This is a genomic window from Verrucosispora sp. WMMD573, from assembly GCF_027497175.1.
GTDB lineage: Bacteria > Actinomycetota > Actinomycetes > Mycobacteriales > Micromonosporaceae > Micromonospora.
This window is the reverse complement of sequence record NZ_CP114901.1, coordinates 3,594,091-3,609,167: the sequence shown is the minus strand read 5'-3', so window position 1 is coordinate 3,609,167 and position 15,077 is coordinate 3,594,091. Positions and strand designations below refer to the sequence as shown.

Genomic DNA, 15,077 nt, shown 5'->3' with positions numbered 1-15,077 from the left:
CATGACGGCAGAACCCGTGGCGGTCCCCCACGTCGTGAACGTCGACCTGGCCGGTCGTACCGCCCTCGTGACGGGCGGGGGCGGCGGCATCGGCCGGGCCTGCGCCCTGCGGCTGGCCGCGGCCGGCGCCACGGTCGTGGTGGTGGACCGCAACGTCGAGGCGGCCAAGCAGGTGGCCGCCGAGGCCGGCGGCCGGGCCGAGGGGGTGGACCTCGCCGATCCGGCGGCGGTGGACGCGCTGGACGCCGACGTCGACATCGTGGTCAACAACGCCGGGCTGCAGCACGTCGCGCCGCTCCAGGACTTTCCCGTCGAGCGGTTCGAGTACATCCAGCGGGTGATGGTGGAGGCGCCGTTCCTGCTGATCCGGCGGGCGCTGCCGCACATGTACGCCCGGGGTTGGGGTCGGATCGTGAACATCTCCTCGGTGCACGGGCTGCGCGCCTCGCCGTACAAGGCGGCCTACGTCTCCGCCAAACACGCCCTGGAAGGGCTGTCGAAGGTGGTGGCGCTGGAGGGCGCGGCGCACGGGGTGACCGCCAACTGCATCAACCCGGCGTACGTACGGACCGCGCTGGTGGAGAGCCAGATCGCCGACCAGTCGACCGCCCACGGCATCCCCGAGTCCGAGGTCATCGAGAAGATCATGTTGGCCCGGGCGGCGGTCAAGCGGCTGATCGAGCCGGAGGAGGTGGCGGAACTGCTGGCGTACCTCTGCTCGCCGCCGGCGGGCTTCCTCACCGGCGCCTCGATCGCGCTCGACGGGGGTTGGACGGCGAACTGACGCCGGCCACCCGCAGAATGTCCGTCATGTCGTCGCCGGTGGAGTTCCTGGAACTGCTCGCCCGGGAGGCGGCCGCGGTCGAGTTCGAGGGACCGCTGGTCGCCGCCCGCTCGGCCGGACTGCCCGCCGAGCGCCTCGCCGAGTTGGAACAGGCCAAGACGGTGGCGCTGCGCGTGCGGGCGCTGCTGGAGCGCCGCCGCCGCCGGGAGAGCGAGCTGTCCGGCCTGTACGACACGGTGAGCGACCTGGCGGGGCTACGCGACCTGGACGAGGTGCTGCGGGCGATCGTGCACCGGGCCCGGCACCTGCTCGGCGCGGACGTCGCCTACATGACGCTCGACGACGCCGAGCGCGGCGACACCTACATGCGGGTGACCGACGGCTCGGTCTCCGCCCGGTTCCAGCGGCTGCGACTGCCCATGGGCGCCGGGCTCGGCGGCCTGGTGGCCCAGTCCGGCGCCCCGTACGTGACCGCGAACTACCCGGAGGACGAGCGGTTCCACCACACCCGCGAGATCGACGCCGGGGTGGGTGAGGAAGGGCTGGTGGCCATCCTCGGGGTGCCGCTGCGACTCGGCTCGACAAGCATCGGCGTGCTCTACGCGGCCAACCGCTCGGCCCGGCCGTTCGCCCGCGAGGAGGTGGCGCTGCTGCTCTCCCTGGCGGCCCACGCCGCGGTGGCGATCGACACCGCGCGGCTGTTGGCCGAGACCCGTTCGGCGTTGGAGGAACTGTCCTCGGCGAACACCACCATCCGGGCGCACAGCAGCTCCGTGGAGCGGGCCGCGGCGGCGCACGACCGGATGACCGCGCTGGTGTTGCGCGGCGGCGGGGTGGAGGACGTGGCCGCAGCGGTCACCGACGTGCTCGGCGGCGCGCTGCTGGCGCTGGACGCCGAGGGGCGGCGGCTGGCCCAGGTCGGTGAGATCGACGAGCCGGACCGCGCGGAGATCGTGGAGGCGGTCGCGGCGTCGCGGACCGAGGGACGCAGCGTACGCCGCGGCACGCTGTGGTACGCCGCCGTGGTGGCCGGCGCGGAGAACCTGGGCGTGCTGGTGCTACGTCCCGAGGGTGAACCGGCCGACGCCGACCAGCGGATCCTGGAGCGGGCGGCGCTGGTGACCGCCCTGCTGCTGCTGTTCCGGCGGACCGTCGCCGAGGCGGAGGGACGGGTCCGGGGCGAGTTGCTCGACGACCTGATCGCCCGGCCGCTGCGCGACACCGACGCGCTGCGCAGCCGGGCGCGTCGGCTGGGCGTGGATCTCGACGCGCCGCACGTGCTGGTGGCCGTCGGCGACGACGCCATCGCGGCGACCGGCTCCGCCCGGCAGCGGGTGCTCTCCTGGGCCACCACGTACGCCTCGACCCGGGGCGGGCTGGCCGCGGCGCGCGACGGCCGGGTGGCGCTGATGCTGCCCGGTCAGGACGCCGGGAGCAGCGCCCGGGCGGTGGCCCGGGACCTGTCCCGGATCACCGGTCGACCGGTGACCGCGGGCGCGAGCGGCCCGTCGACCGGCCCGGCGTCGCTGGCCGCCGCGTTCCGGGAGGCGGACCGCTGCCTGACCGCGCTGGGCGCGCTGGGCCGGGCCGGGCAGGGGGCGAGCAGCGCCGAGCTGGGTTTCGTCGGGTTGCTGCTGGGTGCCGTCGACGACAGCGGCGAGGCCGACGTGAGCCGGTTCCTCACCGCGACCATCGGGCCGGTGATCGAGTACGACGCCCGACGCGGCACCGCGTTGGTGCGGACCCTGGAGGCGTACTTCGGGGTGGGCGGCAGCCTGGCCCGGGCCGCCGAGCAGCTGCACGTGCACGTCAACACGGTGACCCAGCGCCTGGAGCGGGTCGGGCAGCTGCTCGGCGCCGACTGGCAACGGCCGGATCGGGCCCTGGAGGTGCAGTTGGCCCTGCGCCTGCACCGGTTGCGTACGCCGGCCGGCTGAGTTGCCGTCGGACACCGTGCGCCGTGCGATGTGTCGGCAGCGCGGGTCAGCGAGTGCGGATACCGGCCAGGACGGCGTCCACGACCCGCTCCGGCAGGTTCGCCTCGTCGAGGTCCGGATTCCAGTTCAGCACCCGCTGGATGAGCATCGGCCCGGTGAGCATCGCCATCGTCACCTCGATGTCGATGTCTGCGCGCAGCTTCCCCTCGCGGACGCCGCGGCGCAACACCTCCCGCATCGCCGCCCGGCGGGGCTCCACGATGCTCTGGTAGAACGCGTACCGCTCGGGACTGCGTTTCATCTCCGGCACCAGACAGGGCATGATCTGCGCCGCGCGCGGATCGACGTTGTGGCCGATCGCGGTCACCAGCGTGATCAGGTCTTCGCGGACGGACCCCCCGGACGGCTGCGGCGGATCGCCCTTGAGCCGACGCAGGGCGTCGCGCAGCAGCGCGTCCTTGCCCGGCCAGCGGCGGTAGATGGTGGCCTTGCCCACCCCGGCCCGCGCGGCGATCGCCTCGACCGAGATCGTCTCGATGGTGCTGCCCTCGGCGAGCAGATCCAGGGTGGCCTCGATGATCGCCTCGTCCGCGCGGACGCTGCGTGGCCGCCCGGGTGGTCGTGCGGCGTCCGCCGTGCTGGTCATCCCCTCATTGTCCCTGCCCGGATGCGGCGGCGGCCAACCCGGGTTCGCCGATCGTCGCCGGCCCGCCGGTGGTGGCCCGGCCGGACATGAAGCGCAGGGCCACCAGGATGCCGGCCGCGGCGACCAGCGCGGCCAGCGCGGCCGAGAGATGCATGGCCGAGACGAAGGAGTCGTTGGCCGCCGCGATCAGTTGCGGGCCCGCCGGACCGAGCTGCCCGGCTGCCGCGTACGCGCCGGCGAGGGACTCACTGGCCGCTTCGTCGGCTGCCGGTGGCAGATCCACCAGGGCCGGTTCGATCCCGTTGCGGTAGCCGGCGGCCAGCACCGAGCCGATCACCGCGACGCCGAGCGCGGCGGCCACCTGCCGGATGGTGTTGCTGATCGCGGAGCCCACGCCGGCCTTCTCCCGGGGTAGCGCCGACATGATCGACTCGGTCGCCGGCGGCATGATGTTGGCCATCCCGACGCCCTGTAGGAAGAAGGCGACAAGCACCAGCCAGATGGGCGTGGCGGCGTCGACGAAGGCGAACGCGCCCAACGCCACCGAGGTCAACACCAGCCCCACCACCGACACCGCCCGGCTGCCGTACCGGCGGACCATGGTGGCGCTGCGCGGGGCGAAGACGAGTTGGGCAACCGCGAAGGGCAGGAAGAGCAGGCCGGTCTCGAGCGGGCTGTAGCCGCGCACCAGTTGCAGGTAGAACGAGCTGAAGAACATCACACCCATCGCGGCGAAGAAGACCAGCCCGATCATCGCCACCGGGGCGGCGAACCGGGGCACCCGGAACAGTCGGACGTCCAGCGCCGGGTGGCTGCTGCGTCGCTCGTGCCGGACGAACCAGGCCAGCACCGCGACGCCGCCGAGGATCGAGGCCCAGACCACGGGTCGACCGAAGCCGTGCTCGCCGCCGTCGATGATGCCGTAGGTGAGGGCGACCAGACCGATCACGGAGAGCAGCACACCGACCGCGTCGACGCGGCCCGGTTCGGGGTCGCGCGACTCGGGCACCAGCAACGCGACCAGGGCGACGCCGAGCGCCACCACCGGCACGTTGATCAGGAAGACCGAACCCCACCAGTAGTGCTCCAGCAACAACCCGCCGAGGACCGGCCCGATGGCCACCGCCAGACCTACCGCGCCGGCCCAGATGCCGATGGCGCGTCCTCGTTCCCGGGGGTCGAAGACATTGGAGATGATCGACAACGTCGCCGGCATGATCGCTGCGCCGCCGAGCCCCATCAGTGCCCGGGCCGCGATCAACTGACCGGGAGTCTGCGCGTACGCCGACAGCAGCGACGCCAGCCCGAAGAGCACGAGCCCGATCAGCAGCATCCTGCGGCGGCCGGCCCGGTCCCCCAATACGCCGAAGGTGAACAGCAACCCGGCGAAGACCAGGGTGTAGGAGTTGATCGACCACTCCAGCTCGCCCTGGCTCGCCCCGAGCCCGTGCACCGGGTCGGCGAGGGTGCGTAGCGCGACGTTGAGGATGGTGTTGTCGAGGACGACCACGAGCAGGCTGATCACCAGCACCCCGAGGATCGCCCACCTCCTCGGATGTCCGGTGTTCTCGTTCGGCTGCATCTCCGCCCCCGGTTTCGCTTCGGTCCGTCCGCGTCGACTCCTGAGCGTAGGGCATTTACGATACGGCACGGGTCCGTATCGGTATGACCCGCGTCACCATCGCGACGGACGACGGAACGCGTGCCGGCCCCGCCGCCAGCACCATGCCGGCCCCTCCGGGAGCACCGTGCCGGCTGCTGCCTAGAGCACCCGGAGGGCGGCAGGGAGAGAGTCGATACGCGTCGCGGGTGGGGTGAGCGGCTCGATCCAGCCTGGCCCGGCCCCGTACACCCGGACGGCCGGGAAATCCCGGGCGAAGCGGCCGATGCGGTACGACCGGCCGGTCACCGGCGACTGCGCCCAGACCGCGACGCTGTGCGGCCGGGCCCGGTGGACGGCGCTGGCCAACGCCGTCCAGGGCAGCGCCGGCCCGACCAGCAGGCAGCCCCGGCCGCGTTCCCGCAACGCGGCGGCCAGCGCGTGCAGTCCGAGACTGTGTTCCTCCTGTTCCGCCCCGGCCAGCAACACGCCGTCGGTGGGCGGGCCGACGCACGGGTCGCGGCGGAACACGTCCAGACCGACCCGGACGCCTTCGGACAGGGCGTGCCCGACGGCGATCCCGGCGGCGGTCCGCCCGCTCAGCGCGGCGAGCACCGGCACGCAGACGTCGTCCCACAGCCGCACCACTCCCCACTCCTCGGCCATCTCGACGACAAGCGCGGCGACCCGGTTGCCGTCGAGTTCCTCGGCGGCGGCCGTCAGGCGCTTGCGCGCGATCTGCACAACCTCGGCCGGAATCGGTATCTCAGACACCAGACTTCCTCCCAGTGGACAGGTCTCCACCGGGGATTCGTCGGGACGCCCCGCCACGGATGCGCCCGCGACGGCCCGGAGCCGACAGCTACGAGAGCTTCGGAAACAGCGCCGCCCGCCCTCACCGGTCAGGTGATGAGGGCGGGCGGCGAGCGCCGGCCGCACACCGGCGAGCCATCCGGTGCGGCGTTGGACGGCGCGGTCAGGAGGTGAGCGCGTCGAGGGCCAGATCGACGTCCTCGGTGGTGGAGTAGAGGTGGAACGAGGCCCGTACCCGACCGGCCCGAACCGCCGCGCGTATCCCGGCGCGCGCCAACCTCTCCTGCGCGCCGGGCACCTCGACGGTGACGATCGCGCTGTGCCCGGTTGGCTGCCCCAGACCGGTGAGGAACCGGTTGGCCAGCGCCACGTCGTACGCCCGCACCTGCTCGACGCCGATCTCCAGCAGCAGCTCCAGTGCCGGGGCGGCACCCACCCAGCTGAACCAGGCCGGCGAGAGGTCGAACCGGCGGGCGTCGTCGGCCAACCGCAGCGGCGGCCCGTAGTAGGAGGCGTGCGGATCGCGACCCGCGTACCAACCGGCGGCGTCGGGTCGCAGCCGGTCCCGCAGCTCGGGCGCCAGGTAGGCGAACGCGGTGCCCCGGGGCGCCATCAGCCACTTGTATCCGCCGGTCACCACGACGTCCGCGCGGGCCGCGTCGAACGGCAGCCACCCGCACGCCTGGGTGGCGTCCACCGCGACGAGCGCGCCGTGGGCCCGGGCCGCGGCGACGATCTCGTCGTACGCGGCGATCGTGCCGTCGGCGGACTGCACCAGGCTGAACGCCACCAGGTCGGTGTCGGCGTCGATGGAGGCGGCCAGCTCGTCCAGCGGGACGGTGCGCACCTCGACGCCCCGCTCGGCCTGGACGAGCCAGGGAAACAGGTTGGAGGTGAACTCGACCTCGGGCGCCAGCACCCGGGCACCGGCGGGTAGCGCGGCGGCGACCGGCGCCAGCAGCTGGGAGACGGTGGCACCGACCGCCACGTCGACCACCGGTACCGCGACCAGCTGAGCGAACGCCGCCCGGGACCGGTCGGTCGCCGCGCCCCAGTCCTCCCACGCGCCCGACCCCACCCGCCAGGCGGCCAGCGCGTCCTGCAACGCGTCCCAGGCCGGGTCGGGCGGCAACCCGTAGCTGGCGGTGTTCAGCCAACCCGGCTGCGGTTGCCACAGCTTCTGCGCCTGCTCCAGATCCACACCCCGACGCTAGTGGCCCGGTCGGCCACCCCTAAGCGCCAATCCCACCCCCGTGGCCCCCACCCGGAGGTCAGGTGACGTTGGCGGGGCCTAGGACGCTTTTGAGGTCGGCCATCAGGGCGGTGGTGGCGGCCACCCGGACCGGGCTCAGGCGCAGGGTGGTGGTGCGGGTGCCGTTGAGGAGTTTGACGTGCACCTCGGCGTCACCGGGGTGCAGCACCAGGGTCTCCTTGAGGCGTTCCACCAGCGGCGGGGTGCAGCGGGTCACCGGGATGGTGAGGGTGACCGGCTTGTTCGCCGTACTGGTGCTGATGTCCGGCAGGGACATGTCCATCGCCATGATGCGCGGGGTGTCGTCGCGCCGGTCGACCCGCCCCTTGACCACCACGATCGCGTCCTCGGCGATGTACTGCCCGATCACCTCATAGGTGTTCGGGAAGAAGAGCGTCTCCACGCCACCGGCCAGGTCCTCCAGGGTGGCCGAGGCCCACGCCCGCCCCTGCTTGGTGACCCGCCGCTGCACGCCGGAGAGGATGCCGGCGAGGGTGACCACCGCGCCGTCGGGCACGGTGCCCTCCTCCGACAGTGCCGCGATGGTGGTGTCGGCCGCCGCGCCGAGGATGTGTTCCAACCCGAACAGGGGATGGTCGGAGACGTACAGGCCGAGCATCTCGCGCTCGAAGGCGAGCTTGTCGCGCTTGTCCCACTCCCCCTCGGCGATGACCGGCATGACCGTGGTGTTCGTCGCCACCTCGGCGTCGCCGAAGCCCGCGCCGAACAGGTCGTACTGCCCGACGGCCTCCTTGCGCTTGACGTCGGCGTACGCGTCGATGGCGTCGGCGTGCACGGCGAGCAGGCCCTTGCGGGGGTGCTTCAGCGAGTCGAACGCCCCCGCCTTGATCAGGGATTCGATCGTCTTCTTGTTGCAGACCACCGCGTCCACCTTGGACAGGAAGTCGTAGAAGTCGGCATACTCGCCCTTCTCCTCGCGGCAGCGCATGATCGCGGCGACCACGTTCGCGCCGACGTTGCGGATCGCGCCGAGGCCGAAGCGGATCTCCCGGCCGACCGGGGTGAACGGGCCCGCCGAGGTGTTCACGTCCGGCGGCAGCACCTGGATGCCCATCCGCCGGCACTCCGACAGGTACATGGCCATTTTGTCCTTGTCGTCACCGACGGAGGTCAGCAGCGCCGCCATGTACTCGGCCGGGTAGTTGGCCTTCAGGTAGCCGGTCCAGTACGACACCAGCCCGTAGCCGGCGGTGTGCGCCTTGTTGAAGGCGTAGTCGGCGAACGGGACGAGGATGTCCCACAGGGTCTTGATGGCCTCGTCGGAGTAGCCGTTGCTCTTCATCCCGTCCCGGAACGGGATGAACTCCTTGTCGAGGACCTCCTTCTTCTTCTTGCCCATCGCCCGGCGCAGCAGGTCGGCCTTGCCGAGGCTGTACCCGGCGAGCACCTGGGCGGCCCGCTGCACCTGCTCCTGGTAGACGATCAGACCGTAGGTCGGGCCGAGGATCTCCTCCAGCGGCTCGGCCAGCTCCGGATGGATCGGGGTGATCTCCTGGAGACCGTTCTTGCGCAACGCGTAGTTCGTGTGCGAGTTGGCGCCCATCGGGCCGGGCCGATACAGCGCCAGGACGGCGGAGATGTCCTCGAAGTTGTCCGGCTTCATCAGCCGCAGCAGCGACCGCATCGGCCCGCCGTCGAGCTGGAACACCCCGAGGGTGTCGCCCCGGGCCAGCAGCTCGTACGTCGGTTTGTCGTCCAGCGGCAGCTTGAGCAGGTCGACGTTGCGTCCGTGGTTGAGCTCGATGTTCTTCAGCGCGTCGTCGATGATGGTGAGGTTGCGCAGGCCGAGGAAGTCCATCTTCAACAACCCGAGCGACTCGCACGTCGGGTAGTCGAACTGGGTGATGATCGCCCCGTCGGCGTCGCGGCGCATCAGCGGGATGTGCTCGATGATCGGCTCGGCGGACATGATCACACCGGCCGCGTGCACCCCGGTCTGCCGGATCAGCCCCTCGATGCCCTTGGCGGTGTCGATCACCTTGCGGACGTCGGGGTCGGACTCGTACAGGCCACGGATCTCGCCGGCCTCGGCGTACCTCGGGTGCTTCGGGTCGAAGATGCCGGTCAGCGGGATGTCCTTGCCCATCACCGCCGGTGGCATCGCCTTGGTGATCCGGTCGCCGACCGCGTACGGGTAGCCGAGCACCCGGGCCGAGTCCTTGATCGCGGCCTTCGCCTTGATGGTGCCGAAGGTGGCGATCTGCGCGACCTTGTCCTCACCCCACTTGTCGGTGACGTACTTGATCACCTCACCGCGCCGACGCTCGTCGAAGTCGATGTCGACATCCGGCATCGAGACCCGCTCGGGGTTGAGGAACCGCTCGAAGATCAGCCCGTGCGGGATCGGGTCCAGGTCGGTGATGCCCAGGGCGTACGCGACCAGGGAACCGGCGGCGGAGCCACGCCCCGGACCGACGGCGATGCCCTGCGCCTTGGCCCACTGGATGAAGTCGGCCACCACGAGGAAGTACGACGGGAAGCCCATCTGGATGATGACGCCCAACTCGTACTCGGCCTGCACGACGTGCCCCTGCGGGATGCCCTCCGGGTACCGGCGGGCCAGGCCGGCGAAGGTCTCCTTGCGGAACCAGGACTCCTCGGTCTCTCCCTCGGGCACCGGGAAGCGCGGCATCAGGTTGTGGAACTCGAACATCCCGGTCGGGTCGACCCGCTCCGCCACCAGCAGCGTGTTGCGGCAACCCTCCAACCAGGGGTCGGAGTGGTCCACCCCGCGCATCTCGTCGGCCGACTTGATGTAGTAGCCGCTGCCGCCGAACTTGAACCGGTTCGGGTCGGCCACGTTGCTGCCGGTCTGTACGCAGAGCAGCACGTCGTGCGCCTCGGACTGCGCCTCGTGGGTGTAGTGCGAGTCGTTGGTGACCACCGGCGGAATGTTCAGCTTGCGGCCGATCTCCAACAGCCCGTCGCGGACCCGCTTCTCGATGTCCAGACCGTGGTCCATCAGTTCCAGGAAGTAGTTCTCCCTGCCGAAGATCTCCTGGTACTTCGCGGCGGCTTCGAGGGCCTGCGCGTCGTGGCCGAGCCGCAGCCGGGTCTGCACCTCGCCGGACGGGCAGCCGGTGGTGGCCATCAGTCCGTCGGCGTACTCGGCCAGCAGTTCGGCGTCCATCCGGGGCCACTTCACGAAATAGCCCTCGGTGTAGGAGCGCGAGGTCAGCGCGAACAGGTTGTGCAGGCCGGTCTTGTTCCGCGCCCAGATCGTCTTGTGGGTGTAGCCACCGCTACCGGAGACGTCGTCGCTCTTCTGCTCCGGCCGGCCCCACCGCACCCGAGACTTGTGGAACCGTGACTCCGGCGCCACGTATGCCTCGATGCCCAGAATCGGGGTCACCCCGGCGGCCATCGCCTGCTTGTAGAAGTCGTTCGCGCCGTGCATGTTGCCGTGGTCGGTCATCGCCACCGCCGGCATCCCCTGCCGCTTGACCTCGGCGAACAGGTCCTTGAGCCGGGCCGCCCCGTCGAGCATCGAGTACTCCGTGTGCACGTGCAGATGCGCGAACGAATCGCCCATGCGGAGGCCCCCCGGGTCAGCTGATCGAGTCGGTCGGCGCTAACCCTAACCCCGCCGTCGCCGGCCGCTCCAGCGCGCCGCGCGCGGCACTCGGCGACCCGTGCAAGCGACGCGAAGCGCTGCAGGCGACACGATATCGTTACGCCAGCCATCGTTGTGCAATGGACAATAGTGTGTGCCACACAGTATGGTGTGACGCATGGTCAGCGACGACGTGCTACGGACCCACCTACAGGAGCTACGTCGAGGCACCGTGGTGGTGGCCAGTCTGGTCGCGCTGCGCCGACCCGACTACGGCTACGCGCTGCTGCAACGACTCACCGGGCACGGCTTCCCGGTCGACGCGAACACCCTCTATCCCCTGCTGCGGCGGCTGGAGGAGCAGGGGCTCCTGAGCAGCGAGTGGAACACCGAGGAGAGCCGACCCCGCAAGTTCTACCGCACCAGCGACTCCGGCGAGCAGGTGCTGCAACGCCTGCTCGCCGACCTCGCCGCCGTACAGACCTCCCTCACCAGCCTGATCGAAGGAGCCCCCCGATGACCTCCCTGACCGACCGCTACCTGGCCGCCACCCTGCGCTCGGTGCCGACCGGGCGGCGCGAGGAGATCGCCACCGAACTGCGCGCCTCCATCGACGACATGATCGACGGCCGGACCGCCGACGGGGTCGACGCCGCCACCGCGGAACGCGCCGTCCTCACCGAGCTGGGCAACCCCGCGCAACTGGCCGCCCGATACACCGACCGGCGACTTCAACTCATCGGCCCCGAGTACTACCTGGCCTGGCAACGGCTGCTGATCGTGCTGCTCAGCACCATTCCCGCCATCGTCGGGGTGCTGATCGGCGTGCTCCAGGCCACCGTCGCCGACAATCCGGCCGGTGCGATCGGCGAGGGCGTCGTCGGGGCGTTCAACGTCGCCGTGCAGATCGCCTTCTGGGTCACCCTGGTCTTCGCGGTGCTGGAACGCCTCGGCACCCCGCTGAACCTGCCCGAGTGGAGCGTCGACCAGCTGCCCGAGCACCCCACCGAACGGGACGTCACGCTCACCGACGTGTGCGCCTCGATCGTCTTCCTGGGCCTGTTCATCGCCTTCCTGCCGTGGCAGCACTTCCAGTCCGTGGTGGGGCCCGACGGCGAGCGCCTGCCGATCCTCGATCCGGCGCTGTGGACGTTCTGGCTGCCGCTGCTGATGGTCGTTCTGCTCGCCAGCATCGCGCTGGAGATCGCCAAGTACCGCGCCCGCCGGTGGACCTGGCCGCTGGTCGTCGGCAACGCCGTGCTGGGCCTGGCGTTCGCGGTGCCGGCGATCTGGCTGCTGCTCGAAGACCGGCTGCTCAACCCGGAGTTCGTCGACCGCTTCGCCTGGCTCCGCGACGGCGGCCTCGACACGGTCGCCCGGATCAGCGTCGTGGTGATCGTCGCGATCACTCTGTGGGACATTGCCGACAGTGCGGTCAAGGCACGTCGATCCGCACGCTGAGCAGGAGCGGGCCTGGACCGGCGAACGTACGATGATCAGTGGAAGTACCGACTAACACCGAGGGAGCGGCCGTGGAACTGATCATCGGACTGGTGTGCCTGGTGTTGATCGTCGTGGCGGTGCTCGGCTTCGGTGTGTCGATCTACAACGGGCTGGTCCGGGCCCGCAACGCGTACCGCAACGCCTTCGCCCAGATCGACGTGCAACTCGTCCGGCGACACGACCTGATCCCCAACCTGGTCGAGACCGCGAAGGGCTACCTCAAGCACGAACGGGAAACCCTCGAAGCGGTGATCAACGCTCGCAACGCCGCCGTCAACGCGCAGGCCACCGCCGCCGCGGCCCCCGGCGACCCGGCCGCGATGCAGCAGCTCAGCGGCGCGGAGAATGCCCTCACCGCCACCCTGGGGCGGCTGTTCGCGCTCTCCGAGGCGTACCCGGACCTCAAGGCCAACCAGAACATGATGCAACTGTCGGAGGAGCTGACCTCGACGGAGAACCGGGTCGCCTTCGCCCGACAGGCGTACAACGACGCGGTGATGGCCTACAACAACAAGCGCGAGGTGTTCCCCTCCAGCATGGTGGCGGGGATGTTCTCGTTCGGACCGGCGGAGCTGTTCCAGCCGGACGACCCGCAGCAGCGCCAGGCGCCGCAGGTCTCGTTCTGATCGGGCCCCGATGAACTTCTTCGAGCGACAGCGCCAGGTGCGTCGGCTGTCGACCCGGCTGGTGCTGCTGTTCGTGCTGGCCGTGGTCGGGATCGTGGTGGTGGTGAACATCGCGGCGTTGCTCGCCTTCAACGCCACCGCCGCCGATCCCGCCCAGCTCGCCGGGTTCATCGCCATGGTCTCCGTCGCCACCCTCGCCGCGATCGGGCTGGCCGCCCTGGTCCGTACGCTCGCGCTGCGCGGCGGCGGCGGGAAGGTGGCCCGCGAGCTGGGTGGGGTGCCGGTGCCGGCGAACACCACCGATCCGGAGCTGCGTCGGCTGCGCAACGTCGTGGAGGAGATGGCGCTGGCCTCCGGCGTACCCGTCCCCGAGGTCTATGTGTTGCCGGAGGAGACGGCGATCAACGCCTTCGCCGCCGGATGGACCCCGTCCGACGCGGCCGTCGCCGTCACCCGGGGCGCGTTGCAGCGACTGAACCGCGACGAACTCCAGGGGGTGATCGCCCACGAGTTCAGTCACGTCGTCAACGGCGACATGCGGCTCAACATCCGGCTGATGGGTCTGCTGTTCGGCATCCTCTTCCTGACCGTGATCGGCCGCGGGCTGGCCCGCGCCGGGGTCATCGGCGGCGGCCGGTCCCGCAGCAACAACGGCGGCGGCAGCGCCGCCCCGCTGGCGCTGGTGGGCCTGGCCCTGCTGGTGGCCGGCTACGTCGGCGTGCTCGCCGGGCGGCTCATCCAGGCGTCGGTCTCTCGACAGCGGGAGTACCTGGCCGACGCCTCGGCCGTGCAGTACACCCGCCAGACCCAGGGCATCGCCGGAGCGCTGAAGAAGATCGGGGGGCTGAGCGACGGATCCGAACTGAAGTCGCCGAAGCGCGACGAGGTGGGGCACATGCTCTTCGGCGAGGCCGCCCGGACGTCCTGGTTCGCCACCCATCCCCCGCTGGTCGACCGGATCAAGGCCCTGGAGCCGTCGTTCGACCCGGGCGAACTGCGACAGTTGTCGCGGCAGTGGGCGGCGGCACCGCCCTCGGGCCGCCAGGAGGACGTCGCCATGGGTCTGGCGCCGGGGCAGACGCCACCGGCTCAGCCCGAGCCACCAGTACGCGGCGAGCGGGTACGCGTCGCACCGGACGAGGTGCTGGCCCGGGTCGCCACCCCTACCGCGACCGCCTACGCCCACGCTGCGGCGATCCTCGATCGGATCCCGGATCCGTTGCTCGACCGGGCCCGCGATCGGCAGGCGGCCGTACCGCTGCTGCTCGGCCTGCTGCTCAGCGCCGAGCCGGCGGCCCGGCAGCACCAGTACGCCGCAGTGGCCCAGCGGCACGGCCAGGAACTGGCCGACGACGCCCTGCGCGCGGCGGACGACCTGGTCGAGCTCCCCGCCGAGCTGCGACTGCCGCTGGCCGAACTGGCCTTCCCGGCGCTACGCGATCGGCCCGGCCCCGAGGTGGAGTCGCTGCTGGCGGCCGTGTTCACGTTGATCCAGGCCGACGGCGCGATAAACGTGACCGAGTACTGCCTGTCCCGGCTGCTGCTCGCCGAGTTGGCGGAGTCGCTGCGGCCGGACTCCCGGTGGCGTACCGACCGGCGCAAACTCACCGACGCGCGGTCTGCCGCAGCCACCCTGCTGGCCATCCTCGCGCAGGTCGGACACCCGGACCGACCCGAAGCGGAACGGGCCTTCCAGGCCGGCGTCGCCGCGCTGCTGCCCGGCGCCGCCCTGCCATACGCGCCGCCGGAGAACGGCGTGCTCGCCCTGGAGACCGCCTGGCCGGTGCTCGACGCGTTACGCCCGGCCGACAAGGAACGGCTGGTGGCAGCCACCGTCGCGGTGATCAGCCACGACGGGATGATGACCGTACCCGAGATCGAGTTGCTGCGGACGATCTGCGGTCTGCTGCACTGTCCGCTGCCACCCATGGCCGGCCACGTCACCGGCTGACCGCCCGGCTTCCCGCCGCCCGGCGTCCCTGGCCCGGCGCGACCCGGCCCGGCGCGACCCGGCCCGGCGCGACCCGACGGTGCTCCGCCCACATATGGGCCCACAGCGAGTCCAGAGACAGAGAGTCACTATTACCGTGCGTCACAACACCGGGTCATACCTGCACTCCACTACGCACGCTTTGCTCTGCTTCAACCCACGCACTGGCCCTTGAGCTGGCATGCCGTGTCAGCCCTGGGCCGCAAAGGCCACCTACGCTGATACTTTCCGTGAGCATTGCGTCGGTTGAAGCAGAGCAAAGGGAGTGCAGGTGTATTGGTGAGGGGAGGCCGGGCGACACTCTGCGTGAGGATCGGTGAGCGGATGGGCAGTCTGTCCCAGTCGACGGGGC

Annotated in this window: 11 protein-coding genes; 6 read left to right on the top strand and 5 right to left on the bottom strand. The window is 71.0% G+C overall.

From position 1 onward, the window contains the following. Position 1 precedes the first annotated feature (1 nt). Both O7601_RS16555 and O7601_RS16550 read left to right on the top strand, forming a co-directional pair. Positions 2-784, top strand: coding sequence for a 3-hydroxybutyrate dehydrogenase (locus O7601_RS16555; protein WP_093404460.1), 783 nt, complete (start codon positions 2-4; stop codon positions 782-784). Between the two features lie 17 nt (positions 785-801). Then, positions 802-2,721 (top strand): helix-turn-helix domain-containing protein, encoded by a 1,920-nt coding sequence (locus O7601_RS16550; RefSeq protein ID WP_281562026.1) that lies wholly within the window; start codon positions 802-804, stop codon positions 2,719-2,721. Between the two features lie 46 nt (positions 2,722-2,767). Here O7601_RS16550 and O7601_RS16545 read toward each other — a convergent pair whose 3' ends face one another. The 5 genes from O7601_RS16545 to dnaE form a co-directional block, all read right to left on the bottom strand. Continuing rightward, positions 2,768-3,367, bottom strand: coding sequence for a TetR/AcrR family transcriptional regulator (locus O7601_RS16545; protein ID WP_281562025.1), 600 nt, complete (start codon positions 3,365-3,367; stop codon positions 2,768-2,770). A gap of 4 nt (positions 3,368-3,371) precedes the next feature. After that, on the bottom strand, positions 3,372-4,949 hold the full coding sequence (locus O7601_RS16540; RefSeq protein ID WP_281562024.1) for an MFS transporter: 1,578 nt from the start codon (positions 4,947-4,949) through the stop codon (positions 3,372-3,374). Positions 4,950-5,129: 180 nt separating this feature from the next. Next, the gene (locus tag O7601_RS16535; RefSeq protein WP_281562023.1) at positions 5,130-5,741 is read right to left on the bottom strand and encodes a transcriptional regulator; all 612 of its coding nucleotides are present in this window, start codon (positions 5,739-5,741) and stop codon (positions 5,130-5,132) included. Between the two features lie 202 nt (positions 5,742-5,943). Continuing rightward, positions 5,944-6,981: an aminotransferase class V-fold PLP-dependent enzyme gene (locus O7601_RS16530; RefSeq protein ID WP_281562022.1), complete on the bottom strand. Its 1,038-nt coding sequence runs from the start codon at positions 6,979-6,981 to the stop codon at positions 5,944-5,946. 70 nt (positions 6,982-7,051) lie between these two features. Next, positions 7,052-10,585, bottom strand: coding sequence for a DNA polymerase III subunit alpha (dnaE, locus tag O7601_RS16525; protein ID WP_281562021.1), 3,534 nt, complete (start codon positions 10,583-10,585; stop codon positions 7,052-7,054). Positions 10,586-10,784: 199 nt separating this feature from the next. On the opposite strand from dnaE, the gene O7601_RS16520 reads away from it, so the two are divergent. The 4 genes from O7601_RS16520 (at position 10,785) to O7601_RS16505 (ending at position 14,686) form a co-directional block, all read left to right on the top strand. Then, complete coding sequence (locus tag O7601_RS16520) at positions 10,785-11,126, top strand: PadR family transcriptional regulator (protein WP_281562020.1); 342 nt, start codon at positions 10,785-10,787, stop codon at positions 11,124-11,126. Further along, positions 11,123-12,067: a permease prefix domain 1-containing protein gene (locus tag O7601_RS16515; RefSeq protein WP_281562019.1), complete on the top strand. Its 945-nt coding sequence runs from the start codon at positions 11,123-11,125 to the stop codon at positions 12,065-12,067. The genes O7601_RS16520 and O7601_RS16515 overlap by 4 nt, the downstream gene beginning before the upstream one ends. A 71-nt stretch (positions 12,068-12,138) precedes the next feature. Next, the gene (locus O7601_RS16510) at positions 12,139-12,735 is read left to right on the top strand and encodes a LemA family protein (protein ID WP_281562018.1); all 597 of its coding nucleotides are present in this window, start codon (positions 12,139-12,141) and stop codon (positions 12,733-12,735) included. Between the two features lie 10 nt (positions 12,736-12,745). After that, positions 12,746-14,686 carry a M48 family metallopeptidase gene (locus tag O7601_RS16505; RefSeq protein WP_281562017.1) on the top strand — a complete coding sequence of 647 codons (1,941 nt, stop codon included), beginning with the start codon at positions 12,746-12,748 and terminating at the stop codon, positions 14,684-14,686. Positions 14,687-15,077: the final 391 nt, after the last annotated feature.

Bases quoted from the DNA above. Each gene is read 5' to 3' on its own strand.
- dnaE (WP_281562021.1), bottom strand. From the start codon at position 10,585: ATGGGCGATTCGTTCGCGCATCTGCACGTGCACACGGAGTACTCGATG.
- O7601_RS16520 (WP_281562020.1), top strand. From the start codon at position 10,785: ATGGTCAGCGACGACGTGCTACGGACCCACCTACAGGAGCTACGTCGA.
- O7601_RS16540 (WP_281562024.1), bottom strand. From the start codon at position 4,949: ATGCAGCCGAACGAGAACACCGGACATCCGAGGAGGTGGGCGATCCTC.
- O7601_RS16545 (WP_281562025.1), bottom strand. From the start codon at position 3,367: ATGACCAGCACGGCGGACGCCGCACGACCACCCGGGCGGCCACGCAGC.
- O7601_RS16550 (WP_281562026.1), top strand. From the start codon at position 802: ATGTCCGTCATGTCGTCGCCGGTGGAGTTCCTGGAACTGCTCGCCCGG.
- O7601_RS16505 (WP_281562017.1), top strand. From the start codon at position 12,746: ATGAACTTCTTCGAGCGACAGCGCCAGGTGCGTCGGCTGTCGACCCGG.
- O7601_RS16515 (WP_281562019.1), top strand. From the start codon at position 11,123: ATGACCTCCCTGACCGACCGCTACCTGGCCGCCACCCTGCGCTCGGTG.
- O7601_RS16555 (WP_093404460.1), top strand. From the start codon at position 2: ATGACGGCAGAACCCGTGGCGGTCCCCCACGTCGTGAACGTCGACCTG.